Raw genomic sequence first — 24,608 nt, forward strand, 5'->3', positions numbered from 1 at the left:
CCCGGCCAGCACCCCCAGCCCCCGCCAGCGCCCCGCGAACACGAACACCAACCCCACCGGCGCCAGCAACGGCTTCAGCGCGACCGACGCCCCGATCACCGCCCCCGCCGCCACCCACCGCCCTCGCCCGGCCAGCAGCAACCCCAGCGGAAGAGCGAGCGCCGCCGTCGCCGTCCAGTTCCCCAACAGGACGAGGTGGGCGAACGGCGCGAACCCGACCGCGAGCCCGAGCAGGCCGAGCGCGGCGAAGCGGCTGTGCGCAGGGATGCCGTAGAGACGTAGAGCACAGATCCAGCCGCCGGCCAGACAGCCGGTCACCGCCAGCGGCACCAGCACGCTCAGCACACCCCGCGGCAGCAGCACCTGGGGCGCCGCCGCCAGCACCGCGCTCGGCAGATAGAGGAAGTGGGAGTCGTCATACGGCGACCCCCCGGCCCACCACACCCGCGCCGCCCGCACGACGATGGCGTGGTCCATCCCTCCGTCCGAGGTCACCCGGGCCGTACGCACCACAAGGGCGCCCAGCACCACCCCGAGCGCGCCCCACAGATGCCACGTCGCCCGTCGTACCAACCACCCGGACATGTCGCTTTTGCGCTCGCTCACCGTGTGAACGCTAGGTGCGGGTGCGTCTCTTGGGGCGGACCGGCACACCCTCGGTCCGTCTAAGATGCGCCCCATGAGCTACGGGCAGCAGGGGGGACCCCAGTCCCAGTGGGATCCCTGGACACCGCATTCCCAGCAGCCGTGGAACAGCGGCACCGACGAGACGCCGGACTGGGCCGCGCTCGCCGAGGCGTCCGAGACGCGCAACAAACGGCGCCGGCTGTTCCTCATCGGCGGCGGCGCACTGGCCACCGTCGCGATCGGTGCCGCGGTCGCCGTGGCCGTGGTGTCGGCGAACGACAGCAACTCGGCCTCGAACAAGCCGGCCTCCGGCGTACCGGGCACCTCGGGCCTGCCGACCCAGCCCACCGCCCCGTCGTTCGCGTCGACGAGCGCTCCGCCGCCGCTGGACCCGAAGGACTTCATCTCCAGCAAGAGCAAGGACACCGCCCCGCTCAGCGCGGAGTCCCTCTTCCCTGGCACCCAGCTGACCGTGGGCAGCGACACGGTGTACAAGAAGGGCGCGACGGACGACACGAAGAACTGCTCCGCGGCCACCAAGGGCGGCCTGCCGAAGATCCTCACCGACAACGACTGCACCAGCTTCATGCGCGTCTCGTACGTGAAGGACGGCGTCGCGGTGACGGTCGGCGTGGCGGTCTTCGACAACGCGGCGCAGGCCACCAAGGTCAAGGGCAAGGTCAACACCGACACGGACCTCATCAGGACGCTCCCCGGCAAGGGCATCAAGGACTTCTGCACGTCCGCCTTCTGCCTGGTGACCGCGAACTCCTACGGCCGTTACGCCTACTTCACCCTCACCGGCTTCACCAACGGAAAGGACATGACGGACAAGGACACGGAAGCCCTCCAGGTCGGCGAGACCCTGGAGGACTTCACCTTCCGTCAGATCCGCAGGCGAGGCGAGATCCAGGCGTCGGCAGCGGCCGGCGAGTAACGCCCGGCCTCCCCGGCGTCTCCCGCCCTCCGGGCGGGGGACAATCGCCGCACGAACGCGTCGGGGAGGGGCGGGGACTGTGCGGATGCGAGGCCGGATCGGGCTGCTCGGTGCGGCGGCGGGTGCCGCGCTCCTGGCGCCGCTGGGCATCTGGGCCTGGCCGGAGGAGCCGGACGGGCGACCGGGCGGGCCCGCGCTCGTGCCCACTGATCTGCGGACGCGGGACCCGAGGGCGACCGTAGCCGCACGCCGGGTGTACGCCGTGCTGGCGGACCTGGAGAACGACGCCCGCCGCGGCCGCCCGAGCCGCACGGTGATCGGGCAGCACGTCGAGCTGCACAACGAGCGGTACAACCCCGAGTACGGCGACTACCGGGGCACGAAACAGCCGGGCTACTACTACCGCAAGGCCAGGGACATCACCGGCCGGCTGCCCGGCTTCGTGGAACTGGACCTCGGGCCGGGGTACGACCTTCCGGGCTGGGCGGTGGGCGAGGCCCGCTCCTACTCCCGGGCCTGGCCGAGCTGCCGGCCGCACTGGGGGTACACCGAGGACGCGGTGGACCTGGCGGTCGGCGTGTGGGCGGGCCTGCCCCGGCCGGCCGACGGCTCCTACCGTCCCACCGGCAGGCACAAGGACTGCGCCGACGGCACCGAGGCCTCCCTGCCGCGGGGCGACGGCGGCCCGGCGGGCATCGTCGGCTTCTCCTTCCACCAGCCCTACCCGGGCAGCCCCGTCAAGGGCTTCGCGCAGACGCTGCACCGCAACTCACCCGGCGCCCGGGACCCGGACTGGTTCGCCCGGGTGGTCACCCCGGGCAGCACCGAGCACGGAGACCTGCTGCGGGACCTCTCCTTCCTCGCGGACCACCTCGGCTATCTCGCCGACCGCGGTGTGCCGGTGCTGCTGCGCCCGTACCACGAGATGAACACGGCACCCGGCCGGGGCTTCTGGTGGGCGGGCCAGGACCCCACCGCGTTCCGGCGGCTGTGGCGGCTGACGTACGACTACCTCGTGCACCGGCGCGGGCTGCACAACCTGGTCTTCGTGTGGGCGCCGAACTCCTGGGAGGGGACCTACGCCCGAGAGCCACGGGACTACTACCCGGGCGGCCGCCACGTCGATGTCGTGGGCGTCGACGACTACAGCGACACCCCAGAGAAACCATTCGGCACGGGCGCCTGGACGGAGGTCTGGTACCGGGGCCTCGAGCCGTACCGCAAGCCGCGCGTCATCGCCGAGTCCTTCCACGTGCCGCTCAACTCCGCCCGCCCGGACACCCTGACCCGGACGCCGTGGGTGCTGTGGACGGTATGGGGCCAGGCGCTGTCGTACGACAACCTCACCGAGCCCCGCCACAAGAACAGCGACAGCGATGTGAAGCGGACATACAGATCACCGAAGGTGATAACGGCCGGTAACTTCGTTAACGATTGAACACATCTTTCTCACATCAGTTCCAAGAACAGACACATATGTGCAAGGATCAGCCATCTGTTCGGCCTGTTGTTTGGGCGCCCGGGGGGGCTTCTGAGCGGCGACAGGGCCGAAGCGCCAATGAAGGCGTTGGGGGGCAGAAGCCCGAAGTAGACGTGCCGTGGTGCGCTGTGTCGCGCCACGGCCGAGATCTGTTGCTGCCTCAACGCACCACCGATCTCACGGGAGTTCCGCAGTCGTCATGGCATCGACACTGGTCGAGGGGGGCGTGCCGCACTCGCGGCACCATCAGAAACTGGCGAAGCGCACGGCATCCTGGAAACCGGGAATCCTCCCGTTCCTGCTGCCCTTCGTCCTGCTGGTCGCGTTCGGGCTCTGGAGCTACCGGCCCAGCTCGTCCCTGATGAGCTGGATCCTGACCGTCGTCTGGTCGCTGCCGGTGGCCGGTGTCCTGGTCGGCATCCAGGGAGCCCTGCTGATCCGCCGCCGGGTCCGCAGGAGCGACCGGATGACACCGCCCGCTCCCGCCGAACAGGACTTCCTGATCGTCCTGTGCCCGACCATCGGACGGCACGACACCTATCCGGCGCTGGAGCGCTCGGTCCTGTCGTATGTCGAGCACCTGCCGGAGTGGTTCCCGTACATGCGGGTCGACATCCTCACCGAGGAGGGCTGCGAGGCGACGGAGGCCATCGACCGGCTCGCCGACTCCCACCCGCTGATCCGGGTCATCACGGTCCCCAAGGACTATGTTCCGGCCAACGGCACCCGCTTCAAGGCCCGCGCCAACCACTACGCCCACGAGCTGCGCATCGAGGAGGGCGAGGCCCTCGAGTACGTGTGGGTGCTGCACATGGACGACGACACCGGCGTCGGCCCCGACACCGCCTCCTCGCTCGCCCAGTTCATCAACCGCCAGCGCCGTGCCCACCCCGACGAGGCCAAGCACATGGCGCAGGGCATCCTCACGTACCCGCGTGAGAACGCGGTCAACATGTTCACCTGGCTCGCGGACGCCGTGCGCCCCGCCGACGACATCGCCCGCTTCCGCGCGCTGACCGGCATGGGCACCCCGGCCGCCGGCGTGCACGGCGAGCTGCTGGTGCTGCGCGCGTCCGTCGAGGCCGAGATCGGCTGGGACTTCGGCCCCAAGGAGATCGTCGAGGACGCCCGGCTCGCCCTGACCTTCTGCCGCAAGTACCCGGGCCGCAGCGACTGGTTCAACGGCCGCTGCTACGGCGCCTCCCCCGCCAGCGCCGCCGACTTCGTCAAGCAGCGCGACCGTTGGGCCTGGGGCCTGGTGGCGCTCTGCTTCAACCGGGCCGTGCCGCTGCGCTATCGCTGGTTCCTGTCGATCTGCGTGACCACCTGGATCCTCGGCCCGCTCCAGCACATCGGCGCCGTACTGCTCGTGGGCTGGCTCCTCAACGACATGAACACCTCGCCGGTGACCCAGTCCATCGTGCTCCTGTGGGCGCTCAACTTCGCCTACGTCATCTGGACCTACTGGGAGGGCCTGCGACTGAACGCGCTCGCGTCGGTCAGCGGGCGACGCAAGTGGTGGGAGCCGATCGCGGTGGTCGCACTGATCCCCGTCTTCTCCGTGCTGGAAGGACTCGGCGGCTTCAAGGGCTTCCTGAAGTTCGTCCGGCGCAAGGAGAACAAGTTCGTCGTGATCGCCAAGCCCGCCTGACCGCCCGGAAGACCACTGACATGCGTTCACGACTGCCTTTGCTCGCCATTTTCCCGGTGACCGTCCTCACCGTCGTGCTGGGCGCCCCCTTCCTCCTCGGCGACCATCCGGTGCGCTGGGAGTCGGGCTCGGCCCTGCCCAAGATCGTCATGGACGACTCCGCGGACCCCGCCACCCCGGCCGACGGCACGGACGGCACGGGCGGTACGCCGTCCACGCCCTCCTCGTCCGCGTCCCCCTCCGCCGACGCCCTCCAGGTCGCCAAGCCCTGGAAGAAGGGCATGGCGCAGTGGGGCGTACAGCTCTACTGGGAGGAGGAGAAGAACAAACGCTCCGACTCGTTCATCGAGAAGCAGGCCCGCAAGCACGCCGAGTACCTCATCGGGCTGGGCGCGAACTCGGTCGCCCTGTCCTTCCCGTTCTACATCGAGAGCGCCACCTCCAACGAGCTCGCGGCCGGCGCCAAGACCCCGTCCCCCGAGCGCGTCCAGCGAGTGGTGAAGGTGTTCAAGGACGCCGGCTTCCGCACCACGCTCCGCCCGATCATGGACGAGGGGAACCTGAGTCAGGGCAACGGCTGGCGCGGCAACATCGAGCCCGCCTCCCGCTCCGCCTGGTTCGCGTCGTACAAGAAGCTCCTCACGCCGTACCTCGAAGCCGCCGACGAGACGAGGACGAACACGTTCGTCATCGGCACCGAGCTCAACTCCCTGGAGGGCGACCCGGGCTGGAACACCCTGGTCGACTCCGCCGAGAAGATCTTCTCCGGCGAGGTCTCCTACGACGCCAACTGGGACAACTACGTCTCCGGCCGCATCAACATGCCGGTCAACCACCTCGGCGTCGACGCCTACTTCCCGGTCAAGGTGGCGGACACCGCGCCCGTCGGCGACCTCGTCGAGGGCTGGAACGACTGGCTGGACCGGAAGGCCACCGGCCCGCTGCCGAACATCCTCATCGCGGAGTCCGGCATCGGCGCCATGAACGGCGCCTACCACGCGCCCGGCGACTTCTACGCCCGGCGCACGGTCAACCAGAAGGTGCAGGCCAACTGGTACGACGCCGTCTGCCAGGTCGTCCAGGAACGGAAGATGCAGGGCGTCTACTGGTGGTCGATCCACTTCGACGACGACCCGAACACCGCACCCGACGACAAGACCGCCTCCCGGCTGGACTTCGCCGGACGCCCCCTCACCGAGAAGGCCATCAAGACCTGCTTCAGCTCTGACTACGCAGGCCCTGGCACCGACACCACGAGCTGACCGAGCGAGGCAATCATGCAGGAAGCCATCATCCTCGTGGGCGGCAAGGGCACCCGTCTGCGCCCTCTCACGAACCACACCCCGAAGCCGCTTCTCAACGTCGCGGGTTCCTCCTTCATCCGGCACCAGATAGCGAAGCTGATGGACGCCGGCGTCGAACACGTCGTATTCGCCACCTCATACCTGGCGAGCCTCTTCGAGGAGGAGTTCCAGGACTTCTCCCAGGACCTGGAGATCTCCTACGCCGTCGAGGAAGTGCCGCTCGGCACGGGCGGCGCGATCCGCAACGCCGGGCGACTGCTGCGCGGCGACGCACCCGACGCGCCGGTCCTCGTCCTCAACGGCGACATCCTGTCCGGCGTCGACGTGCGGGCCCTCCTGGAGCAGCACGAGGCACGGGACGCGGATGTGACCCTGCACCTCACCCGGGTCGCCGACCCGCGCGCCTTCGGCCTGGTCCCCACCGACGAGGCCGGAAGGGTGCTGTCCTTCCTGGAGAAGCCCAAGACGGCCGAGGAGATCGTCACCGACCAGATCAACGCCGGCTGCTACGTCTTCCGCCGGTCCGTCCTCGACGCCATCCCGGCCGACCGCGAGGTCTCCGTCGAGCAGGAGACCTTCCCGCAGCTCGTCGCCGCGGGGCAGCGCGTGTTCGGCCACACCACGGCCGAGTACTGGCGTGACCTCGGCACCCCGCTGGCCTTCGTGCACGGCTCCGCCGACCTGGTCACCGGCAAGGCGGCCTCGCCCCTCGTTCAGCGGCCGGCCGGGGCGTTGATCCACCCCACGGCGGTCATCGACCCGACCGCCCGTGTCACGGGCGGCTCGACGATCGGCCCGCACGCCGTCATCGGCGCACACGTGGTCGTCGACCGCTCCATCATCGGCGCGAACGTCACCGTGGCCGAGGGCGCCCAGGTGCGCGAGTCCGTGGTGGACCACGACTCATCGATCGGCAGCGACTCGTTTCTCCGCGAGGTCGTGGTGGGCTGCCACTCCGACGTCGGCGCCCAGAACGAACTGCCCGCCCAGCTGCGCCTGTCGTGCGGCATCCGCATCCCGGCCCAGGGTGTGCGCGTCAGCGGTACCGCTGTCGCCTGCCCGACGGTCCACTGAAGTCGCCGGTCAGCCCGGACAGTTACTGGAGAACCGTGACGCCTTCTGTGCCGTTCCTGGAGCCGGCCTTCGAGCAGGCCCTGGCCGGCTGAGCTCGCCGCCCCTCGCTGCCCGGGCCCGGCTCAACAGCAGCCGGCCCCGGGCAACGACCGCTTGTTCCGCGCCTCCTTGCTCCGCGCGGCCAGCAACTCGTCGGCCGGGTAGCCCACTTCTTCGAGCGTCAGCCCATGGGGCCGTACGACATGCACGGCCGAGTCCCTGACCCCGGCGGCGAGCACCTTGCCCGGCCAGTCCGTCGGCCGATGCCCATCCCCCACGAACAACAACGCCCCGATGAGCGACCGCACCATGTTGTGGCAGAAGGCGTCGGCGCGCACCGTGGCCGTGACGATCCCGTCGTCCCCCCGCACCAGACTCAGCTCCTGCAACGTCCGGATGGTCGTGGCCCCCTCCCGCTTCTTGCAGTAGGCGGCGAAGTCATGCTCACCCAGCAACGGTCCGGCGGCCTCGTTCATGGCATCGACGTCCAGCGGCCAGTCGTGCCACAGGACATGACTGCGCAGCAGCGGATCGACGCCCCCCGGATTGTCGGTGACGCGGTAGGCGTAACGCCGCCACACTGCCGAGAACCGCGCGTTGAACCCACTCGGCGCCTCCCTCAGCGCCCACACCCGCACATCCTTGGGCAGCCGCCCGGCCAGCCGCTTGAGCAGCTTCTCGTGATGCTCACGCCACACCGCCTCCGGCAGATCGACATGCGCGACCTGCCCCCGCGCATGCACCCCGGCATCGGTACGCCCGGCCACGGTCAGCTCGTGCGTCGCGCTCCCCGACCGCGTGACGGTCCGCAACGCATCCTCGATCTCCCCCTGCACGGTCCGCTTCCCACCGGCCTGCTTGGCCCAGCCGTGGAAGTCCCTGCCGTCGTAGGACAGGTCGAGCCGAAGACGGACGTGCCCGGGTGCCACTTCATCACTCACACAGAGATCCTCTCAGGTACACAAAAGCGGGCCCGCCCCTGGAAAGGGAACGGGCCCGCAATCGCCCCGAAGGGGCGCGGGGAACTGCGCGACAAGCCACGACGGCGCCGCGGCCGCAACCGAACAGCCCCCGGCAGACGCTTAGGCGTCCTTCGACTCCTCGGCGGGAGCCTCGTCGGCCTTGGTCGTGTCGACCTTGGCCTCAGCAACCTCGGCAACCTCGGCGTCCTTGGCGGCACGCTTGGTGGCGGCCTCGGCCTCACCCGTGGCCTCCTGCGCGACCGTCAGCGCCTCGACCAGCTCGATGACAGCCATGGGCGCGTTGTCGCCACGACGGTTACCGATCTTGGTGATCCGGGTGTAGCCACCGGGACGGTTCTCGTACCGCGGGCCGATCTCGGTGAAGAGCGTGTGGACGATGCTCTTGTCCGTGATGACCTGGAGCACCTGACGGCGGTTGTGAAGGTCACCCTTCTTCGCCTTGGTCACCAGACGCTCGGCGTACGGCCGCAGACGACGGGCCTTCGCCTCGGTGGTGGTGATACGGCCGTGCTCGAACAGCGCCTTCGCAAGGTTCGCGAGGAGCAGCTTCTCGTGCGCGGCACTGCCGCCCAGACGGGCACCCTTGGTGGGCTTCGGCATTGTTCTTCTCCTGTGTGTCTGCCCCGGCCGTATCAGGTACCGGGGTCAGTATCCGAGCGAGCGGTTGCCCGTCGGAGATCCGGGCGCCTTTGCAGACGCCCGGAAGGTCCGCGCCCCGATAGGGGCGCGGGGAACTGCGCGATCAACCACAACGATCCCGCAGCCAAGAACCGGCAGTCGGTCCCGAACTCTCAGTACTGCTCGGTCTCGACGAACCCGGCGTCGGCGTCGTCATCGGCGCCGAAGGCGTCAGCCGCAGCCGTGGGGTCGAATCCGGGCGGGCTGTCCTTCAGGGCCAGGCCCATGCCGGCCAGCTTCGCCTTGACCTCGTCGATGGACTTCGCACCGAAGTTACGGATGTCCAGGAGGTCGGCCTCGGAACGAGCCACGAGCTCACCCACGGAGTGGATGCCCTCGCGCTTGAGGCAGTTGTAGGAGCGGACCGTGAGCTCCAGCTCCTCGATCGGCAGCGCCAGGTCGGCGGCAAGGGCGGCGTCCGTCGGGGACGGGCCCATGTCGATGCCCTCGGCGTCGATGTTCAGCTCGCGGGCGAGACCGAACAGCTCGACCAGGGTCTTACCGGCGGAGGCCATGGCGTCACGCGGACGCATGGCCTGCTTGGTCTCGACGTCGACGATCAGCTTGTCGAAGTCGGTGCGCTGCTCGACACGCGTGGCCTCGACCTTGTACGTGACCTTCAGAACCGGCGAGTAGATGGAGTCGACCGGGATACGACCGATCTCCTGGCCCACCTGCTTGTTCTGCACGGCGGAGACGTAACCACGGCCACGCTCGACCGTGAGCTCCATCTCCAGCTTGCCCTTGCCGTTGAGCGTGGCGAGGACGAGGTCGGGGTTGTGCACCTCGACACCGGCCGGGGGCGCGATGTCGGCGGCGGTGACCAGACCCGGGCCCTGCTTGCGCAGGTACATCACAACGGGCTCGTCGTGCTCGGACGACACGACCAGCTGCTTGATGTTGAGGATCAGGTCGGTGACGTCCTCCTTGACGCCCGGCACGGTGGTGAACTCGTGCAGCACGCCGTCGATACGGATGGACGTGACCGCCGCACCCGGGATCGAGGACAGGAGGGTCCGGCGCAGGGAGTTGCCGAGGGTGTAACCGAAGCCCGGCTCCAGCGGCTCGATCACGAACCGGGAGCGGAACTCGTCGACGACCTCTTCGGTCAACGAGGGACGCTGAGCGATCAGCATGTGTGGATCAGATCCTTCTTTCGTGGACGCCCGCTATTTGACGCCCGACGGAACCGCGCCGCATACACAGCGCGGGGTAATACAAGGGTACGGGCGATACGACCCTTACAGAGCCGTACCGCCCGAATCCTCAGTCTGCTGGAAGCAGCCGTGCGTCAGACGCGACGACGCTTCGGCGGACGGCAGCCGTACTGCGACATGTGGGGGATAACCCCCACACCCCCAGCCGGAAGCCGAGCCACCGTGAACCGGCGCGTCAGACGCGACGACGCTTCGGCGGACGGCAGCCGTTGTGCGGGGTCGGGGTGACGTCCTGGATGGAGCCGACCTCGAGGCCCGTGGCCTGGAGCGAACGGATCGCGGTCTCACGACCGGAACCCGGACCCTTCACGAACACGTCGACCTTGCGCATGCCGTGCTCCTGGGCGCGGCGGGCAGCCGACTCGGCAGCCATCTGCGCGGCGAACGGCGTGGACTTCCGGGAGCCCTTGAAGCCGACGTGGCCGGCGGAGGCCCAGGAGATCACGTTGCCGGACGGGTCCGTGATGGAGACGATCGTGTTGTTGAACGTGCTCTTGATGTGCGCGTGGCCGTGAGCGACGTTCTTCTTTTCCTTGCGGCGCACCTTCTTGGCAGCGCCCTGACGACCCTTGGGGGGCATCTACAAACTCCTACGGGGAGGTGGTCGGTCCTACAGCGAAGACCGCTGATGAAGCGTTGTCCGCTGAGGACTACTTCTTGCCCGGCTTCTTCTTGCCGGCGATGGCGCGACGCGGGCCCTTGCGGGTACGGGCGTTCGTGCTGGTGCGCTGACCGCGGACGGGCAGCCCGCGACGGTGACGCAGACCCTGGTAGCAACCGATCTCGACCTTGCGGCGGATGTCGGCCTGGATCTCACGACGGAGGTCACCCTCGGTCCTGATGTTGTTGTCCACGAACTCACGGATCGCGACGAGCTGCTCCTCGGAGAGGTCGCGAACGCGGGTGTTCGGGTCGACGCCGGTGGCGGCCAGCGTCTGCTGCGAAAGGGTCCGGCCGATGCCGAACACGTAGGTGAGGGCGACCTCCACGCGCTTGTCGCGCGGGATGTCAACACCGGAAACGCGTGCCATTCAATGGCTCCTGGTGATCTTCGGAGGTCTTCCGCAGAACCGACTCCCAGCCGCCGTACGAGGTACGAACTGAGTCCCCGGCCTCCGAACCGGGGGTGTCAGGCAAGACTCGCCTGGGTTCTGCGTATGAACATATTCAGCTTGCGTCGCGCGAATCCCTGCGATGGATGCAGAGGGATCGGTCCTGCGTCAGCCCTGGCGCTGCTTGTGGCGCGGGTTCTCGCAGATGACCATGACCCGACCGTGACGGCGGATCACCCTGCACTTGTCGCAGATCTTCTTGACGCTCGGCTTGACCTTCATTGGGTGAGGTTCTCCGGGTCAGTGCCATCGCCCAGGGAGGTCCCGGGGCTCGGGCAAGATCTACTTGTACCGGTAGACGATCCGGCCACGCGTCAGGTCGTACGGAGACAGCTCCACCACGACCCGGTCGTCAGGGAGGATGCGGATGTAGTGCATGCGCATCTTGCCGCTGATGTGTGCCAGGACCTGGTGGCCGTTCTGGAGCTCGACCTTGAACATGGCGTTCGGCAGAGACTCGACGACAGTGCCCTCGATCTCGATGGCACCTTGCTTCTTGGCCACGCTTCGCCCTTCGAATCGACTACCTTGATCGACTCCCCTGCGTTCCCCTTACGGGCGCATGCGGACATGCGGGTGCACGAGAGCCGACGAGTCAGTCTACGTCAGCGCACCCTGAAAGACGAATCGAGAGATCCTGCCCCAGAGGACAGATCGTTAAGCGCCTCGAAGGGGCGCGCGCCTGTGCCGATATGCGGCTCCGCCGCGGGGCGCGACAAGACCCACGCTCCCGCAGCCGCCGTCCGGCAGGGCCGCCCTCTCCGGAAGGCGTACTCAGGCCAACGGATCCGGCGCGGCGACAATCCCGTGCTCAGCCAGCTTCGCCTTGCCGCCGTCGGGCGACGTGAGCACCAGCGGCCCCTGCTCGGTCAGCGCCACCGAGTGCTCCCAGTGAGACGACCACGTGCCATCAGTCGTGATGACCGTCCAGTCGTCCGAGAGAACCTCGGTCTTCGGCGTGCCCAGCGAGACCATCGGCTCGATCGCGAGGCAGAACCCGGGGACCAGCTTCGGCCCCTTGCCCCGTCGCCGGTCGACGTAGTTCAGCAGATGCGGGTCCATGTGCATCTCGGTACCGATGCCGTGGCCGCCGTAGTCCTCGATGATCCCGTACTTGCCACCGCCGGGCTTCGGCTGCCGCCGGATGTACGTCTCGATGGCACGGGAGACGTCGACCAGCCGGTTCCCCTGCTTCATGGCCGCGATGCCGGCCCACATCGACTCCTCGGTCACCCGGGAGAGCTCGATCAGCTCCGGAGCGTGACCGGAGCCCACGAAGGCGGTGTAGGCGGCGTCGCCGTGCCAGCCGTCGATGACGGCGCCGCAGTCGATGGAGATGATGTCGCCGTCCTTCAGGACGACGTCCTCGGACGGGATGCCGTGGACGACGACGTCGTTCACGGAGGTGCAGATCGTCGCGGGGAAACCGCCGTAGCCGAGGAAGTTCGACTTCGCGCCGTGCTCCGCGAGCACCTTGCGCGCGGCCTCGTCCAGGTCCTTGGTGCTGGCCCCGGGCACCGCAACCTCGCGCGTGGCCGCGTGAATGGCGGCGACGACCAGCCCCGCCTCACGCATCTTGGCGATCTGCTCGGGGGACTTGATCTGCACCATGGGGACGGGCGCCTTTCGTGGGCCGGATAGGGGGGACTGCTTCAACCATAAGGGCGGAGCCTGCGCGACCCACCCCACACAGCAGCCGCGGCCCCCTCACAGGGAGCCGCGGCCTGAGCTACGTACGAGCCAAGAGCGCTGCTACTTGCCGTCCTCGTCACGCTGAAGCGCCTCCATGGCGCGAGCCGTGACCTCTTCGACCTTGCCCAGCGCGGAGATGGTGACGACCAGCCCCTGCGCCTTGTAGTAGTCGATGATCGGCTCGGTCTGCGTGTGGTAGACCTCCAGCCGCTTGCGGACGGTGTCCTCCGAGTCGTCGTCGCGCTGGTACAGCTCGCCGCCGCAGGCGTCGCAGACGCCCTCGGCCTTCGGCCGGCTGTACGTGACGTGGAAGACGTGGCTGGAGTCCTTGCGGCAGATGCGCCGCCCGGCGATCCGCTTGACGACCTCTTCCTCGGGGACCTCGAGGTCCAGTACCGCGTCCAGCTTCATGCTCTCGGACTGGAGCATCTCGTCGAGCGCCTCGGCCTGGGACACGTTGCGCGGGAAGCCGTCCAGCAGGAAGCCGTTCTCGGCGTCCGGCTTCTCCATGCGGTCCTTGGCCATCCCGATGGTGACCTCGTCCGGCACCAGGTTGCCCGCGTCCATGTAGGACTTCGCGAGTTTCCCGAGCTCCGTCTGCTGGCTGATGTTGGCCCGGAACAGGTCGCCCGTGGAGATGTGCGGGATCGACAGGTTCTTGGCGAGGAACGCTGCCTGCGTTCCCTTACCGGCACCCGGCGGCCCGACGAGGACGATACGCATTAGCGGAGGAACCCTTCGTAATTGCGCTGCTGGAGCTGGCTCTCGATCTGCTTCACCGTCTCGAGACCGACACCCACGATGATCAGGATGCTGGTCCCGCCGAACGGGAAGTTCTGGTCTGCCCCGAAACCAGCCAACGCCATCGTTGGCACGAGAGCGATCAGGCCCAAGTACAGCGAGCCCGGCCAGGTGATCCGGTTGAGCACGTACGAAAGGTACTCAGCGGTCGGTCGGCCAGCCCGGATGCCCGGGATGAAGCCACCATACTTCTTCATGTTGTCCGCGACTTCGTCGGGGTTGAACGAGATGGCCACGTAGAAGAACGCGAAGAAAATGATCAGGAAGAAGTAGAGGACGATGTGGGTCGGGGCGCTCGGCTGGGCGAGATTCCTTTCGATCCACGCCTTCCAGTCGGAAGATCCACCGGAGAACTGCGCGATCAGCGCCGGGATGTAGAGCAGCGACGAGGCAAAGATCACAGGGATGATGCCCGCCTGGTTGACCTTCAGCGGAATGTAGGTCGACGTGCCGCCGTAGGACCGGCGGCCGATCATCCGCTTCGCGTACTGGACCGGGATACGGCGCTGAGCCTGCTCGACGAAGACCACCAGGCCGATCATCACAAGGCCGACGGCGACCACGGTGCCGAACTCGATCCAGCCGCCGGCCAGGGAGCCCTGCTCCTTGATGGCCCACAGCGCGGACGGGAAGGTCGCGGCGATCGAGATGAACATCAGGATCGACATGCCGTTGCCGATGCCGCGGTCGGTGATGAGCTCACCGAGCCACATGACGGTGGCCGTACCGGCGGTCATGGTGATGACCATCACGACGGTGGTGAAGATCGACTGGTCCGGCACGATCTGGTTGGCGACCTGGCAGCGCTGGAAGAGCGCACCGCTGCGGGCGGTGGCCACCAGGCCGGTGCCCTGAAGGATCGCGAGCGCCACGGTCAGGTACCGCGTGTACTGGGTGATCTTCGCAGTACCGGCCTGCCCCTCCTTCTTCAGGGCTTCCAGTCGCGGGATCACGACGGTCAGCAGCTGAAGGATGATGCTGGCCGTGATGTACGGCATGATGCCGAGCGCGAAGATCGTGATCTGAAGCAGAGCGCCGCCGCTGAACATGTTGACCAGGCCGAAGATGCCCGAATTGGCGTTCGCCTGGTCGACGCAGACCTGGACGGCCCTGTAGTCGACGCCGGGGATCGGGATATGCGTACCGATCCGGTAGATCACGATGATGCCGAGCGTGAAGAGCAGCTTCTTGCGCAGGTCGGGCGTCTTGAACGCCCGGGCGAACGCGGTGAGCACGGTGCCTCCTGCGACCCCCGCGCTACTGCGTCAAGGGTGACGGTCTTGAGGATCGACTAATGGGAACGACTTAGCTAACGGTCAACTGCCGCTCGGAGTGCCCCACAAGAAGCACTCCGTAAAAGTGGGCAGTGCAGGCCACCTTACCGGCGAGACCGCCCCCCTTGGAACGACCAACCGGGGATACCCCATTTGTGGGGTATCCCCGGTCGGGATCGCTCAAGTCATCGAGACGCCTTTTGGATTCAGACGAGCTCGGTGACGGTGCCGCCGGCGGCGGTGATCTTCTCCTTGGCGGAGCCGGAGACGGCGTCGACCGTCACCTGTAGCGCCACGGAGATCTCGCCCTGGCCGAGGACCTTGACGAGGCTGTTCTTGCGAACGGCACCCTTGGCCACCAGACCCTCGACGGTGACCTCGCCACCCTCGGGGTAGAGCGCGGCCAGCTTGTCGAGGTTCACGACCTGGTACTCGGTCTTGAACGGGTTCTTGAAGCCCTTCAGCTTCGGAAGACGCATGTGGAGGGGCATCTGGCCACCCTCGAAGCGCTCCGGAACCTGGTAACGGGCCTTCGTACCCTTGGTACCACGACCGGCCGTCTTACCCTTCGACGCCTCACCACGACCGACACGGGTCTTGGCGGTCTTGGCGCCCGGGGCGGGACGGAGGTTGTGGATCTTGAGCGGGTTCTGCTCCGCCATGATCAGTCGACCTCCTCGACCGTCACGAGGTGGCGGACGGTGTGCACCATGCCGCGGAACTCGGGGCGGTCCTCCTTGACGACCTGCGTGTTGATGCCCTTGAGACCAAGGGAGCGCAGGGTGTCACGGTGGTTCTGCTTGCTGCCGATGTACGACTTCGTCTGCGTGATCTTGAGCTGAGCCATTACGCAGCACCAGCCCCGGCACGCGCACGCAGCAGAGCCGCGGGAGCGACGTCCTCGAGCGGCAGACCGCGGCGGGCCGCGATCTCCTCGGGACGCTGCAGGCCCTTCAGGGCCTCCACGGTCGCGTGCACGATGTTGATCGCGTTCGACGAGCCGAGCGACTTCGACAGCACGTCGTGGATACCGGCGCACTCCAGGACGGCACGCACGGGACCACCGGCGATAACACCGGTACCCGGCGAAGCCGGCTTGAGGAGAACGACGCCGGCAGCCTTCTCACCCGTGATCGGGTGCGGGATGGTGCCCTGGATACGGGGGACCTTGAAGAAGTGCTTCTTGGCCTCCTCAACACCCTTGGCGATGGCGGCCGGCACCTCCTTGGCCTTGCCGTAACCGACACCCACGGTGCCGTCACCGTCGCCCACCACGACCAGCGCGGTGAAGCTGAAGCGACGACCACCCTTCACAACCTTGGCGACGCGGTTGATCGCGACAACGCGCTCAACGTACGCGGTCTTCTCGGCGGCAGCTGCGCCGCCGTCACGGCCCTTCCGGTCCCGCCGCTCGCCGCCACCGGCACCGCCACCGCGGCGCTGGGGTCCAGCCATTGGAATTACCTCTCTCTGTCTCCGCTAGCTACGGAACCAGGACTCAGAACTTGAGTCCGGCCTCGCGGGCGGCGTCCGCCAGGGCGGCGATGCGCCCGGCGTACTGGTTACCACCACGGTCGAATACGACGGCCTCGACGCCCGCGGCCTTGGCGCGCTCGGCGACCAGGGCGCCGACCTGCTTGGCCTGCGCGGACTTGTCGCCCTCGCCACCGCGGATCGAGGTGTCCAGGGTGGACGCCGACGCAAGGGTGTGACCCTTGATGTCGTCGATCACCTGGGCCACGATGTGGCGGTTCGAGCGGGTAACGACCAGACGCGGACGCTCCGCCGTTCCGTTGATGTGCTTACGGATCCGGATGTGGCGGCGCTTGATCGCGGCGCGCTTGTAGGCGTCGCCCTTGAGAATCTTCTGCCCGTATGCCATGGCTTACTTACCCGCCTTTCCGACCTTGCGGCGGATGACTTCGCCCTCGTACTTGACGCCCTTGGCCTTGTACGGGTCGGGCTTGCGCAGCTTGCGGATGTTGGCCGCGACCTCGCCGACCTTCTGCTTGTCGATGCCCTCGACCGAGAAACGCGTCGGAGCCTCGACCTTGAAGGTGATGCCCTCGGGGGCCTCGACCAGGATCGGGTGGCTGTAACCGAGCGCGAACTCGAGGTTCGAGCCCTTGGCGGTCACGCGGTAACCGACACCGCTGATCTCGAGCTTCTTCACGTAACCCTGGGTCACGCCGGTGATCATGTTCGCCACCAGCGTGCGGGACAGGCCGTGCAGGGCCTTGTTCTGACGCTCGTCGTTGGGGCGGGTCACCGCGAGGGTGCCGTCGTCGCCCTTGGCGATGTCGATCGGCGCTGCAACGGTGTGGGTCAGCGTGCCCTTGGGGCCCTTGACCGAGACCGTGCGGCCGTCGATGGTGACGTCCACGCCGGCGGGAACCGCGATGGGGAGCTTGCCGATGCGCGACATAGCTGTTTCCTCCGTTCCCTTCTGCTACCAGACGTAGGCGAGGACTTCTCCGCCTACGCCCTTCTTGCCGGCCTGCTTGTCGGTCAGGAGACCGTGCGACGTGGAGATGATCGCCACGCCGAGGCCACCGAGAACCTTGGGCAGGTTGGTGGACTTCGCGTACACCCGGAGACCGGGCTTGGAGATCCGCTTGATGCCCGCGATGGAGCGCTCACGGTTCGGGCCGAACTTCAGCTCGAGGACGAGGTTCTTGCCAACCTCGGCGTCCTCGACACGCCAGCCCGTGATGAAGCCCTCCTGCTGGAGGATCTCCGCGATGTGCGACTTGATCTTCGAGTGCGGCATCGCCACGGTGTCGTGGTACGCCGAGTTCGCGTTCCGCAGACGCGTAAGCATGTCTGCGATCGGATCAGTCATGGTCATGAATTGGCCTTCGGCCTCTCTCGCCGGGGTTTCCTGGTGCGCCATCCCTCTCCCCGATCCGAGACGGGACGGGTGCGGCGCGGTGGACCTACGGCGTAGTAAGTCGTACGGGCGCGACAGGCGCCCAACCCCACAAGCCTAAGCCATGCGGAGGTGGGCCCCTGTCCACCCAGATGCTTACCGAGAGCCTCTGGAATCCCTAAATTAGGGGATTACCAGGAGCTCTTGGTCACGCCCGGCAGCTCGCCACGGTGAGCCATCTCACGAAGGCACACGCGGCACAGGCCGAACTTGCGGTACACGGAGTGCGGGCGGCCGCAGCGCTGGCAGCGGGTGTAGCCACGCACACCGAACTTGGGCTTGCGAGCAGCCTTAGCGATCAGAGCCTTCTTCGCCATCTCGCTCACGCCTCCTTGAAGGGGAAGCCGAGGTGACGAAGGAGCGCGCGGCCCTCAGCGTCGTTGGTCGCCGTGGTGACCACGGTGATGTCCATACCCCGGACGCGGTCGATCTTGTCCTGGTCGATCTCGTGGAACATGACCTGCTCGGTGAGACCGAAGGTGTAGTTGCCACGGCCGTCGAACTGCTTGGGGGACAGACCACGGAAGTCGCGGATGCGCGGGAGCGCGAGCGACAGGGTGCGGTCCAGGAACTCCCACATGCGGTCGCCACGGAGCGTGACATGGGCACCGATCGGCTGGCCCTCACGCAGCTTGAACTGCGCGATGGACTTGCGGGCCTTGGTGACGGCCGGCTTCTGACCGGTGATCGTGGTGAGGTCGCGGATGGCGCCCTCGATCAGCTTGGAGTCGCGGGCGGCGTCGCCCACACCCATGTTGACCACGATCTTGACGAGGCCGGGGATCTGCATGACGTTCTCGTACTTGAACTCGTCACGCAGCTTGCCCGCGATCTCCTCGCGGTACTTCGTCTTCAGACGCGGAGTGGTGGTGGTAGCCATCAGATGTCCTCACCCGTCCGCTTGGCAACGCGGATCTTGTTGCCTTCGTCGTCGAAGCGGTAGCCGACACGCGTGACGACCTTGTTGCCGTCCTTCTCAACGACCAGCTGGACGTTGGAGACGTGGATCGGCGCCTCGGTCGTGACGATGCCGCCGGCCTGCGAACCCTTGGCGGTCGGACCGGCCTTGGTGTGCTTCTTGACCCGGTTGACACCCTCGACCAGGACGCGCTCGTCGCGCGGGTAAGCGGCAATGACCTTGCCCTGCTTGCCCTTGTCCTTGCCGGTGATGACCTGGACCAGGTCGCCCTTCTTGATCTTCATGCTTACAGCACCTCCGGCGCGAGCGAGATGATCTTCATGAACTTCTTCTCGCGCAGCTCACGGCCGACCGGGCCGAAGATGCGGGTGCCGCGAGGGTCGCCGTCGTTCTTCAGAATGACGGCGGCGTTCTCGTCGAAGCGGATGTACGAGCCGTCCGGACGGCGGCGCTCCTTGACGGTGCGAACGATGACCGCCTTGACGACGTCACCCTTCTTCACGTTGCCACCGGGGATCGCGTCCTTGACGGTGGCGACGATGACGTCACCGATGCCCGCGTAGCGGCGACCGGAGCCACCGAGCACACGGATGCAAAGGATTTCCTTCGCACCAGTGTTGTCGGCGACGCGCAGTCGCGACTCCTGCTGGATCACGTCTATCTCCTGTTTGTCTGCCGGTTCCCTCCGGGAGTTGAACCGGAGAGCCTGGCGGAACCGTCCTGCGGATGTGCCCCGCAGGAATTACTTGCGCCTCTGAAAGGGAAGAACCCTGTCCGCCGGGGCCGAAGCCCCGGCGGGGGTCAGCGGGGGCGAACCCCCGCTTGATTACTTCGCCTTCTCGAGGATCTCGACGACGCGCCAGCGCTTCGTCGCGGACAGCGGCCGGGTCTCCATGAGGAGGACACGGTCGCCGACGCCCGCAGCGTTCTGCTCGTCGTGGGCCTTGAGCTTGTTCGTACGGCGGATGACCTTGCCGTACAGCGCGTGCTTGACGCGGTCCTCGACAGCGACAACGACGGTCTTGTCCATCTTGTCGCTGACGACGAGACCCTCACGGGTCTTGCGGAAGCCGCGGGCCTCTGCAGTCTGCTCAGTCACGTTGCTCTCACTCATCAGGCGCTCTCCACCGTCTCGATGCCCAGCTCGCGCTCACGCATCAGGGTGTAGATCCGCGCGATGTCCTTACGGACGGCCTTGAGCCGACCGTGGTTCTCGAGCTGACCCGTCGCCGCCTGGAAGCGGAGGTTGAACAGCTCTTCCTTGGCCTCGCGAAGCTTCGCCAGAAGCTCCTCGTTGCCCAGCTCGCGCAGCTCGGACGCCTTGGTACCGGCCGACATCACGCTTCACCTGCCTCGCGCTTGACGATCCGGCACTTCATCGGCAGCTTGTGGGCGGCGCGAGTCAGAGCCTCACGGGCGATCTTCTCGTTGGGGTACGACAGCTCGAACATCACGCGTCCGGGCTTGACGTTGGCGATCCACCACTCCGGGGAACCCTTACCGGAACCCATGCGGGTCTCGGCGGGCTTCTTGGTGAGGGGACGGTCCGGGTAGATGTTGATCCAGACCTTGCCACCACGCTTGATGTGACGCGTCATGGCGATACGAGCGGCCTCGATCTGACGGTTCGTCACGTAGGCCGGGGTGAGCGCCTGGATGCCGTACTCGCCGAACGCAACCTGCGTTCCACCCTTGGACATGCCAGAGCGCTTCGGGTGGTGCTGCTTGCGGTGCTTGACCCTACGGGGGATCAGCATGTCGGTCAGGCCTCCGTTCCGGTGCTCTCAGCCGGAGCGGACGCGGGAGCCTCGGCCTTGGGGGCCTCGGAACCGGCAGCCTGCTGCGGCTTACGACCGCGCCGCTCGCCACCACGGCCACCACGGGCCGGGCGGTCGGCACCACCACGGGCCGGGCGGTTACCCGCACGGGCCGCAGCGTTCTCGGCGCGGACCTCGGCGATGTTCTTGACGTCGCCCTTGTAGATCCAGACCTTCACACCGATGCGGCCGAAGGTCGTCTTGGCCTCGAAGAAGCCGTAGTCCACGTTCGCACGGAGCGTGTGCAGGGGCACACGGCCCTCGCGGTAGAACTCCGAGCGGGACATCTCGGCGCCACCGAGGCGGCCACCGCACTGGATCTTGATGCCCTTGGCGCCGGCCTTCATGGCGGACTGCATGCTCTTGCGCATGGCCCGACGGAAGGAGACGCGGGAGGAGAGCTGCTCGGCAACGGCCTGGGCAACCAGCTGAGCGTCGGTCTCGGGGTTCTTGACCTCGAGGATGTTCAGCTGGACCTGCTTGCCCGTGAGCTTCTCGAGGTCACCGCGGATGCGGTCGGCCTCGGCGCCACGGCGGCCGATGACGATGCCCGGACGCGCGGTGTGGATGTCCACCCGCACACGGTCACGGGTGCGCTCGATCTCCACCTTCGAGATACCGGCGCGCTCCATGCCGGACGTCATCATCCGACGGATGGCGACGTCTTCCTTGACGTAGTCCTTGTACAGCTTGTCGGCGTACCACCGGGACTTGAAGTCCGTGGTGACACCGAGCCGGAACCCATGCGGGTTAACCTTCTGGCCCATTACCGGGTTCCTTCCTTGCTGGCGACGACCACGGTGATGTGGCTGGTCCGCTTGCGGATCCGGTAGGCACGGCCCTGGGCACGCGGACGGAACCGCTTCAGGGTCGGGCCCTCGTCGACGTACGCCTCGCTGATGAACAGCGAGGTGGCGTCCGGGTGGTCGTAGTTGTGCGCGGCGTTGGCGATGGCGCTGTCGAGCACCTTGCCGACGGGCACGGAGGCTGCCTGCGGAGCGAATCGCAGAACAGCCTGAGCCTCCGTGGCATCCATGCCACGGATAAGGTCCACCACGCGGCGGGCCTTCATGGGCGTAACGCGGATGTACCGCGCCTGGGCCCTGGCTTCCATGGTTGTCCCTCTCAGTTACTTACGTGTCTGAATGCGATCCGCTACTAGCGGCGCTTCGACTTCCGGTCGTCCTTGACGTGGCCCCGGAAGGTGCGCGTCGGCGAGAACTCGCCGAGCTTGTGGCCGACCATCGACTCGGTGACGAACACCGGGATGTGGGTCTTGCCGTTGTGCACCGCGAGCGTGTGGCCGAGCATGGCCGGCACGATCATGGAGCGACGGGACCAGGTCTTGATGACGTTCTTGGTGCCGGCTTCGTTCTGGGCTTCCACCTTCTTGATCAGGTGGTCGTCGACGAAGGGCCCCTTCTTGAGACTGCGCGGCATCTAAACCCGCTCCTAGCGCTTCTTGTTCGTCTTGCGGCGGCGGACGATGTACTTGTTCGACGCCTTCTTGGGCGAACGAGTACGACCCTCCTTCTGACCCCACGGGGAGACCGGGTGGCGACCACCGGAGGTCTTGCCCTCACCACCACCGTGCGGGTGGTCAACCGGGTTCATCGCCACACCGCGAACGGTCGGGCGAACGCCCAGCCAGCGCTTACGGCCGGCCTTACCCCAGTTGATGTTGCTCTGCTCGGCGTTGCCGACCTCGCCGACGGTGGCGCGGCAGCGCACGTCGACCAGGCGGATCTCACCGGAGGGCATGCGCAGGTGGGCCATCTGGCCCTCCTTCGCGAGCAGCTGCACGGAGGCACCGGCGGAGCGGGCGAACTTGGCGCCGCCACCGGGACGGAGCTCGATCGCGTGGATCGTGGTACCGACCGGGATGTTGCGCAGCGCCAGGTTGTTGCCCGGCTTGATGTCGGCCCCGGGACCGTTCTCGACGCGGTCACCCTGCTGCAGGTTGCGCGGGGCGAGGATGTAGCGCTTCTCGCCGTCGGCGTAGTGCAGCAGCGCGATGCGCGCGGTGCGGTTGGGGTCGTACTCGATGTGCGCGACCTTCGCCGGCACGCCGTCCTTGTCGTGACGACGGAAGTCGATCACGCGGTAGGCGCGCTTGTGGCCACCACCCTGGTGGCGGACGGTCACACGACCGGAGTTGTTACGGCCACCCTTGCTGTGCAGGGGGCGGACCAACGACTTCTCCGGCGTGGACCGCGTGACCTCGACGAAGTCGGCGACGCTGGAGCCACGACGGCCCGGCGTAGTCGGCTTGTACTTGCGGATTCCCATTTCTCAGTCCTCGTCCGATATCGGACGATCCGGACCGCCCTTAGGCGGTCGGACCGCCGAAGATGTCGATACGGTCGCCCTCAGCGAGGGTCACGATCGCGCGCTTGGTGCCGGCACGCTGGCCGAAGCCCGTGCGGGTCCGCTTGCGCTTGCCCTGGCGGTTGATCGTGTTGACCCCGGTGACCTTGACCTCGAAGACCGCCTCGACGGCCTGCTTGATCTGGGTCTTGTTGGAGCTCGGCGCGACGATGAACGTGTACTTGTTCTCGTCGAGAAGCGCGTAGCTCTTCTCGGACACGACCGGCTTGATCAGGACGTCACGGGGGTCCGTGAACGCCTTGCTGACCGGGGTGACGACGGTGTTCTTGCCCTCGGCGGCGTGGCGACGCGCCTTGGCGACGCGAGCGGCCTTGGCCTTCTTCGCGGCCTTCGAGGCAATGGCGGGGTGACGGATGGCCATCAGACCTCGCTCCCTTCGGTGTCATTGGCCTTCGGGCCCGACACGAAGGACTCGAACGCGGCCTGGGTGAAGACCACGTCGTCCGAGACGAGAACGTCGTACGTGTTCAGCTGGCCCGGCTCCAGGATGTGGACCTGGGGCAGGTTGCGGGCGGACAGCCACGCGGCCTCGTCGGCGCGCTCGACGACCAGGAGCAGGTTCTTGCGCTCCGAGATCTTGCCGAACAGCGACTTGGCGGCCTTCGTGGACGGGGCGTCGCCCTCGATCACGCCGGAGACGACGTGAATGCGGTTGTTGCGGGCCCGGTCGGTGAGGGCGTGGCGCAGGGCCGCGGCCTTCATCTTCTTCGGGGTCCGCTGCGAGTAGTCACGCGGCACGGGACCGTGCACGACGCCACCACCGGCGAACTGCGGCGCGCGGGTCGAACCCTGACGGGCGCGACCGGTGCCCTTCTGGCGGTAAGGCTTCCTGCCACCACCACGGACTTCACCGCGGGTCTTGGTCTTGTGCGTGCCCTGGCGGGCAGCGGCCAGCTGTGCGACGACGACCTGGTGGAGCAGCGGAACGCTGATCTTCTCTACGTCGAAGATCTCCGCGGGGAGCTCGACGGAACCGGCCTTGTCGCCCGCCGGCGAAAGGATGTCAACAGTGCTCATCGGTTACCTCAGGCCCCCTTGGCCGCGGTGCGGACCAGGACGAGGCCGCCGTTCGGACCGGGAACCGCGCCCTTGATGAGCAGCAGACCCTTCTCCGCGTCAACGGCGTGGACGGTCAGGTTCTGGGTGGTGACCCGCTCGTTGCCCATGCGACCCGCCATGCGGAGGCCCTTGAACACACGGCCCGGGGTGGCGCAGCCACCGATGGAACCGGGAGAGCGGTGCTTGCGCTGGGTGCCGTGACCGGCGCCGAGGCCCTTGAAGTTGTGACGCTTCATGACACCGGCGAAGCCCTTGCCCTTGCTCTTGCCGGTGACGTCGACCTTCACGCCGGCCTCGAAGACCTCGGCCGTGACTTCCTGGCCGAGCGTGTACTCGGAGGCGTCAGCGGTGCGGATCTCGACGAGGTGACGACGGGGGGTGACGTCGGCCTTGGCGAAGTGACCCTTGAGGGGCTTGTTCACCTTGCGCGGGTCGATCTCGCCGAAGGCGATCTGGACCGACTCGTAGCCGTCGACGTCGTTGGTACGGACCTGGGTGACGACGTTGGGGCCGGCCTTGACGACGGTGACCGGAACAACACGGTTGTTCTCGTCCCACACCTGCGTCATGCCGAGCTTCTCGCCCAGGATGCCCTTGATCTGCTTAGCCATTCTCAGATCACCGACC

At 67.2% G+C, this 24,608-nt stretch carries 36 protein-coding genes; 5 read left to right on the plus strand and 31 right to left on the minus strand.

Annotated elements, in window-relative coordinates; all coding sequences use genetic code 11:
• Window positions 1-585: glycosyltransferase 87 family protein (locus KUM44_RS01290; protein WP_217205873.1), on the minus strand; the 585-nt coding region annotated here is incomplete at its 3' end.
• A 94-nt stretch (window positions 586-679) separates the two neighbouring features.
• Between KUM44_RS01290 and KUM44_RS01295 the strand changes: the two genes are divergently transcribed.
• The 5 genes from KUM44_RS01295 to KUM44_RS01315 all read left to right on the plus strand — a co-directional run bounded on the left by KUM44_RS01295 (window position 680) and on the right by KUM44_RS01315 (window position 7,073).
• Window positions 680-1,564, plus strand: a complete 885-nt coding sequence (locus KUM44_RS01295) for a hypothetical protein (protein ID WP_217205653.1) — start codon at window positions 680-682, stop codon at window positions 1,562-1,564.
• 85 nt (window positions 1,565-1,649) lie between these two features.
• The gene (locus KUM44_RS01300; RefSeq protein ID WP_217205654.1) at window positions 1,650-3,002 is read left to right on the plus strand and encodes a glycoside hydrolase family 26 protein; all 1,353 of its coding nucleotides are present in this window, start codon (window positions 1,650-1,652) and stop codon (window positions 3,000-3,002) included.
• Between the two features lie 241 nt (window positions 3,003-3,243).
• Entirely contained in the window at window positions 3,244-4,695 is a 1,452-nt protein-coding gene (locus KUM44_RS01305; RefSeq protein ID WP_254388890.1) for a glycosyltransferase family 2 protein, read from the plus strand.
• A gap of 20 nt (window positions 4,696-4,715) precedes the next feature.
• Complete coding sequence (locus KUM44_RS01310; protein WP_254388891.1) at window positions 4,716-5,957, plus strand: hypothetical protein; 1,242 nt, start codon at window positions 4,716-4,718, stop codon at window positions 5,955-5,957.
• Between the two features lie 15 nt (window positions 5,958-5,972).
• Complete coding sequence (locus KUM44_RS01315) at window positions 5,973-7,073, plus strand: NDP-sugar synthase (RefSeq protein ID WP_217205655.1); 1,101 nt, start codon at window positions 5,973-5,975, stop codon at window positions 7,071-7,073.
• Between the two features lie 122 nt (window positions 7,074-7,195).
• Here the strand turns inward: KUM44_RS01315 and truA are convergent, their stop codons facing one another.
• The 30 genes from truA to rplC all read right to left on the minus strand — a co-directional run bounded on the left by truA (window position 7,196) and on the right by rplC (window position 24,592).
• The gene (gene truA, locus KUM44_RS01320; RefSeq protein ID WP_217205656.1) at window positions 7,196-8,053 is read right to left on the minus strand and encodes a tRNA pseudouridine(38-40) synthase TruA; all 858 of its coding nucleotides are present in this window, start codon (window positions 8,051-8,053) and stop codon (window positions 7,196-7,198) included.
• 141 nt (window positions 8,054-8,194) lie between these two features.
• Window positions 8,195-8,695, minus strand: a complete 501-nt coding sequence (rplQ, locus tag KUM44_RS01325) for a 50S ribosomal protein L17 (protein ID WP_217205657.1) — start codon at window positions 8,693-8,695, stop codon at window positions 8,195-8,197.
• 191 nt (window positions 8,696-8,886) lie between these two features.
• Window positions 8,887-9,909 carry a DNA-directed RNA polymerase subunit alpha gene (locus KUM44_RS01330; RefSeq protein ID WP_003966937.1) on the minus strand — a complete coding sequence of 341 codons (1,023 nt, stop codon included), beginning with the start codon at window positions 9,907-9,909 and terminating at the stop codon, window positions 8,887-8,889.
• Between the two features lie 256 nt (window positions 9,910-10,165).
• Entirely contained in the window at window positions 10,166-10,570 is a 405-nt protein-coding gene (gene rpsK, locus KUM44_RS01335) for a 30S ribosomal protein S11 (protein WP_003956432.1), read from the minus strand.
• A gap of 70 nt (window positions 10,571-10,640) precedes the next feature.
• Window positions 10,641-11,021 (minus strand): 30S ribosomal protein S13, encoded by a 381-nt coding sequence (gene rpsM, locus KUM44_RS01340; RefSeq protein ID WP_217205658.1) that lies wholly within the window; start codon window positions 11,019-11,021, stop codon window positions 10,641-10,643.
• Between the two features lie 189 nt (window positions 11,022-11,210).
• Window positions 11,211-11,324, minus strand: coding sequence for a 50S ribosomal protein L36 (gene rpmJ, locus KUM44_RS01345; RefSeq protein WP_003998809.1), 114 nt, complete (start codon window positions 11,322-11,324; stop codon window positions 11,211-11,213).
• Window positions 11,325-11,384: 60 nt separating this feature from the next.
• Entirely contained in the window at window positions 11,385-11,606 is a 222-nt protein-coding gene (gene infA / locus KUM44_RS01350) for a translation initiation factor IF-1 (RefSeq protein WP_003948620.1), read from the minus strand.
• 270 nt (window positions 11,607-11,876) lie between these two features.
• A complete protein-coding gene (gene map / locus KUM44_RS01355; protein WP_217205659.1) occupies window positions 11,877-12,713 on the minus strand; it encodes a type I methionyl aminopeptidase in 837 nt (278 codons plus the stop codon).
• A gap of 141 nt (window positions 12,714-12,854) precedes the next feature.
• Window positions 12,855-13,517, minus strand: coding sequence for an adenylate kinase (locus KUM44_RS01360; RefSeq protein ID WP_217205660.1), 663 nt, complete (start codon window positions 13,515-13,517; stop codon window positions 12,855-12,857).
• On the minus strand, window positions 13,517-14,830 hold the full coding sequence (secY, locus tag KUM44_RS01365) for a preprotein translocase subunit SecY (RefSeq protein WP_217205661.1): 1,314 nt from the start codon (window positions 14,828-14,830) through the stop codon (window positions 13,517-13,519). Before secY ends, KUM44_RS01360 begins: the two co-directional genes overlap by 1 nt.
• A 245-nt stretch (window positions 14,831-15,075) precedes the next feature.
• On the minus strand, window positions 15,076-15,531 hold the full coding sequence (gene rplO / locus KUM44_RS01370) for a 50S ribosomal protein L15 (protein ID WP_014674382.1): 456 nt from the start codon (window positions 15,529-15,531) through the stop codon (window positions 15,076-15,078).
• A 2-nt stretch (window positions 15,532-15,533) separates the two neighbouring features.
• Complete coding sequence (gene rpmD, locus KUM44_RS01375; RefSeq protein ID WP_005481207.1) at window positions 15,534-15,716, minus strand: 50S ribosomal protein L30; 183 nt, start codon at window positions 15,714-15,716, stop codon at window positions 15,534-15,536.
• Window positions 15,716-16,324 carry a 30S ribosomal protein S5 gene (gene rpsE, locus KUM44_RS01380; protein ID WP_030671799.1) on the minus strand — a complete coding sequence of 203 codons (609 nt, stop codon included), beginning with the start codon at window positions 16,322-16,324 and terminating at the stop codon, window positions 15,716-15,718. Before rpsE ends, rpmD begins: the two co-directional genes overlap by 1 nt.
• A gap of 43 nt (window positions 16,325-16,367) precedes the next feature.
• A complete protein-coding gene (gene rplR / locus KUM44_RS01385) occupies window positions 16,368-16,751 on the minus strand; it encodes a 50S ribosomal protein L18 (protein WP_007494754.1) in 384 nt (127 codons plus the stop codon).
• 3 nt (window positions 16,752-16,754) lie between these two features.
• Entirely contained in the window at window positions 16,755-17,294 is a 540-nt protein-coding gene (gene rplF / locus KUM44_RS01390; protein ID WP_217205662.1) for a 50S ribosomal protein L6, read from the minus strand.
• Between the two features lie 24 nt (window positions 17,295-17,318).
• On the minus strand, window positions 17,319-17,717 hold the full coding sequence (gene rpsH, locus KUM44_RS01395; protein ID WP_129799270.1) for a 30S ribosomal protein S8: 399 nt from the start codon (window positions 17,715-17,717) through the stop codon (window positions 17,319-17,321).
• A gap of 212 nt (window positions 17,718-17,929) precedes the next feature.
• A complete protein-coding gene (locus tag KUM44_RS01400; RefSeq protein WP_003948630.1) occupies window positions 17,930-18,115 on the minus strand; it encodes a type Z 30S ribosomal protein S14 in 186 nt (61 codons plus the stop codon).
• A 5-nt stretch (window positions 18,116-18,120) separates the two neighbouring features.
• Complete coding sequence (rplE, locus tag KUM44_RS01405) at window positions 18,121-18,678, minus strand: 50S ribosomal protein L5 (RefSeq protein WP_007494758.1); 558 nt, start codon at window positions 18,676-18,678, stop codon at window positions 18,121-18,123.
• A complete protein-coding gene (rplX, locus tag KUM44_RS01410) occupies window positions 18,678-19,001 on the minus strand; it encodes a 50S ribosomal protein L24 (protein ID WP_030046380.1) in 324 nt (107 codons plus the stop codon). Before rplX ends, rplE begins: the two co-directional genes overlap by 1 nt.
• Before the next feature lie 2 nt (window positions 19,002-19,003).
• Complete coding sequence (gene rplN, locus KUM44_RS01415) at window positions 19,004-19,372, minus strand: 50S ribosomal protein L14 (protein ID WP_003998823.1); 369 nt, start codon at window positions 19,370-19,372, stop codon at window positions 19,004-19,006.
• A 171-nt stretch (window positions 19,373-19,543) separates the two neighbouring features.
• Window positions 19,544-19,831, minus strand: a complete 288-nt coding sequence (rpsQ, locus tag KUM44_RS01420) for a 30S ribosomal protein S17 (RefSeq protein WP_003992363.1) — start codon at window positions 19,829-19,831, stop codon at window positions 19,544-19,546.
• A complete protein-coding gene (gene rpmC / locus KUM44_RS01425) occupies window positions 19,831-20,055 on the minus strand; it encodes a 50S ribosomal protein L29 (protein ID WP_003974259.1) in 225 nt (74 codons plus the stop codon). The genes rpsQ and rpmC overlap by 1 nt, the downstream gene beginning before the upstream one ends.
• Entirely contained in the window at window positions 20,055-20,474 is a 420-nt protein-coding gene (gene rplP / locus KUM44_RS01430; protein ID WP_030745246.1) for a 50S ribosomal protein L16, read from the minus strand. The genes rpmC and rplP overlap by 1 nt, the downstream gene beginning before the upstream one ends.
• A gap of 5 nt (window positions 20,475-20,479) precedes the next feature.
• Complete coding sequence (gene rpsC, locus KUM44_RS01435; protein WP_031477835.1) at window positions 20,480-21,301, minus strand: 30S ribosomal protein S3; 822 nt, start codon at window positions 21,299-21,301, stop codon at window positions 20,480-20,482.
• Window positions 21,301-21,648, minus strand: a complete 348-nt coding sequence (gene rplV / locus KUM44_RS01440; protein ID WP_062706767.1) for a 50S ribosomal protein L22 — start codon at window positions 21,646-21,648, stop codon at window positions 21,301-21,303. Before rplV ends, rpsC begins: the two co-directional genes overlap by 1 nt.
• Window positions 21,649-21,692: 44 nt before the next feature.
• Window positions 21,693-21,974, minus strand: coding sequence for a 30S ribosomal protein S19 (gene rpsS / locus KUM44_RS01445; protein ID WP_019753092.1), 282 nt, complete (start codon window positions 21,972-21,974; stop codon window positions 21,693-21,695).
• Between the two features lie 12 nt (window positions 21,975-21,986).
• The gene (rplB, locus tag KUM44_RS01450; protein WP_030046376.1) at window positions 21,987-22,823 is read right to left on the minus strand and encodes a 50S ribosomal protein L2; all 837 of its coding nucleotides are present in this window, start codon (window positions 22,821-22,823) and stop codon (window positions 21,987-21,989) included.
• Between the two features lie 40 nt (window positions 22,824-22,863).
• On the minus strand, window positions 22,864-23,283 hold the full coding sequence (gene rplW, locus KUM44_RS01455) for a 50S ribosomal protein L23 (protein ID WP_217205663.1): 420 nt from the start codon (window positions 23,281-23,283) through the stop codon (window positions 22,864-22,866).
• A complete protein-coding gene (gene rplD, locus KUM44_RS01460; protein ID WP_217205665.1) occupies window positions 23,283-23,939 on the minus strand; it encodes a 50S ribosomal protein L4 in 657 nt (218 codons plus the stop codon). The genes rplW and rplD overlap by 1 nt, the downstream gene beginning before the upstream one ends.
• An 8-nt stretch (window positions 23,940-23,947) precedes the next feature.
• On the minus strand, window positions 23,948-24,592 hold the full coding sequence (gene rplC, locus KUM44_RS01465) for a 50S ribosomal protein L3 (protein ID WP_062706771.1): 645 nt from the start codon (window positions 24,590-24,592) through the stop codon (window positions 23,948-23,950).
• Window positions 24,593-24,608 lie beyond the last annotated feature (16 nt).

It is taken from the genome of Streptomyces sp. AC550_RSS872 (assembly GCF_019049285.1).
Classification (GTDB): domain Bacteria; phylum Actinomycetota; class Actinomycetes; order Streptomycetales; family Streptomycetaceae; genus Streptomyces.

What these genes read in the sequence shown, in the direction of transcription:
- KUM44_RS01295 (WP_217205653.1), top strand. Translation starts at nt 680, where the DNA reads ATGAGCTACGGGCAGCAGGGGGGACCCCAGTCCCAGTGGGATCCCTGG.
- KUM44_RS01300 (WP_217205654.1), top strand. Translation starts at nt 1,650, where the DNA reads ATGCGAGGCCGGATCGGGCTGCTCGGTGCGGCGGCGGGTGCCGCGCTC.
- KUM44_RS01305 (WP_254388890.1), top strand. Translation starts at nt 3,244, where the DNA reads ATGGCATCGACACTGGTCGAGGGGGGCGTGCCGCACTCGCGGCACCAT.
- KUM44_RS01310 (WP_254388891.1), top strand. Translation starts at nt 4,716, where the DNA reads ATGCGTTCACGACTGCCTTTGCTCGCCATTTTCCCGGTGACCGTCCTC.
- KUM44_RS01315 (WP_217205655.1), top strand. Translation starts at nt 5,973, where the DNA reads ATGCAGGAAGCCATCATCCTCGTGGGCGGCAAGGGCACCCGTCTGCGC.
- rplQ (WP_217205657.1), bottom strand. Translation starts at nt 8,695, where the DNA reads ATGCCGAAGCCCACCAAGGGTGCCCGTCTGGGCGGCAGTGCCGCGCAC.
- KUM44_RS01330 (WP_003966937.1), bottom strand. Translation starts at nt 9,909, where the DNA reads ATGCTGATCGCTCAGCGTCCCTCGTTGACCGAAGAGGTCGTCGACGAG.
- rpsK (WP_003956432.1), bottom strand. Translation starts at nt 10,570, where the DNA reads ATGCCCCCCAAGGGTCGTCAGGGCGCTGCCAAGAAGGTGCGCCGCAAG.
- rpsM (WP_217205658.1), bottom strand. Translation starts at nt 11,021, where the DNA reads ATGGCACGCGTTTCCGGTGTTGACATCCCGCGCGACAAGCGCGTGGAG.
- rpmJ (WP_003998809.1), bottom strand. Translation starts at nt 11,324, where the DNA reads ATGAAGGTCAAGCCGAGCGTCAAGAAGATCTGCGACAAGTGCAGGGTG.
- map (WP_217205659.1), bottom strand. Translation starts at nt 12,713, where the DNA reads ATGGTGCAGATCAAGTCCCCCGAGCAGATCGCCAAGATGCGTGAGGCG.
- KUM44_RS01360 (WP_217205660.1), bottom strand. Translation starts at nt 13,517, where the DNA reads ATGCGTATCGTCCTCGTCGGGCCGCCGGGTGCCGGTAAGGGAACGCAG.
- rplO (WP_014674382.1), bottom strand. Translation starts at nt 15,531, where the DNA reads ATGGCGGAGCAGAACCCGCTCAAGATCCACAACCTCCGTCCCGCCCCG.
- rpmD (WP_005481207.1), bottom strand. Translation starts at nt 15,716, where the DNA reads ATGGCTCAGCTCAAGATCACGCAGACGAAGTCGTACATCGGCAGCAAG.
- rpsE (WP_030671799.1), bottom strand. Translation starts at nt 16,324, where the DNA reads ATGGCTGGACCCCAGCGCCGCGGTGGCGGTGCCGGTGGCGGCGAGCGG.
- rplR (WP_007494754.1), bottom strand. Translation starts at nt 16,751, where the DNA reads ATGGCATACGGGCAGAAGATTCTCAAGGGCGACGCCTACAAGCGCGCC.
- rplF (WP_217205662.1), bottom strand. Translation starts at nt 17,294, where the DNA reads ATGTCGCGCATCGGCAAGCTCCCCATCGCGGTTCCCGCCGGCGTGGAC.
- rpsH (WP_129799270.1), bottom strand. Translation starts at nt 17,717, where the DNA reads ATGACCATGACTGATCCGATCGCAGACATGCTTACGCGTCTGCGGAAC.
- KUM44_RS01400 (WP_003948630.1), bottom strand. Translation starts at nt 18,115, where the DNA reads ATGGCGAAGAAGGCTCTGATCGCTAAGGCTGCTCGCAAGCCCAAGTTC.
- rplE (WP_007494758.1), bottom strand. Translation starts at nt 18,678, where the DNA reads ATGGCTACCACCACCACTCCGCGTCTGAAGACGAAGTACCGCGAGGAG.
- rplX (WP_030046380.1), bottom strand. Translation starts at nt 19,001, where the DNA reads ATGAAGATCAAGAAGGGCGACCTGGTCCAGGTCATCACCGGCAAGGAC.
- rpsQ (WP_003992363.1), bottom strand. Translation starts at nt 19,831, where the DNA reads ATGAGTGAGAGCAACGTGACTGAGCAGACTGCAGAGGCCCGCGGCTTC.
- rpmC (WP_003974259.1), bottom strand. Translation starts at nt 20,055, where the DNA reads ATGTCGGCCGGTACCAAGGCGTCCGAGCTGCGCGAGCTGGGCAACGAG.
- rplP (WP_030745246.1), bottom strand. Translation starts at nt 20,474, where the DNA reads ATGCTGATCCCCCGTAGGGTCAAGCACCGCAAGCAGCACCACCCGAAG.
- rpsC (WP_031477835.1), bottom strand. Translation starts at nt 21,301, where the DNA reads ATGGGCCAGAAGGTTAACCCGCATGGGTTCCGGCTCGGTGTCACCACG.
- rplV (WP_062706767.1), bottom strand. Translation starts at nt 21,648, where the DNA reads ATGGAAGCCAGGGCCCAGGCGCGGTACATCCGCGTTACGCCCATGAAG.
- rpsS (WP_019753092.1), bottom strand. Translation starts at nt 21,974, where the DNA reads ATGCCGCGCAGTCTCAAGAAGGGGCCCTTCGTCGACGACCACCTGATC.
- rplB (WP_030046376.1), bottom strand. Translation starts at nt 22,823, where the DNA reads ATGGGAATCCGCAAGTACAAGCCGACTACGCCGGGCCGTCGTGGCTCC.
- rplW (WP_217205663.1), bottom strand. Translation starts at nt 23,283, where the DNA reads ATGGCCATCCGTCACCCCGCCATTGCCTCGAAGGCCGCGAAGAAGGCC.
- rplD (WP_217205665.1), bottom strand. Translation starts at nt 23,939, where the DNA reads ATGAGCACTGTTGACATCCTTTCGCCGGCGGGCGACAAGGCCGGTTCC.
- rplC (WP_062706771.1), bottom strand. Translation starts at nt 24,592, where the DNA reads ATGGCTAAGCAGATCAAGGGCATCCTGGGCGAGAAGCTCGGCATGACG.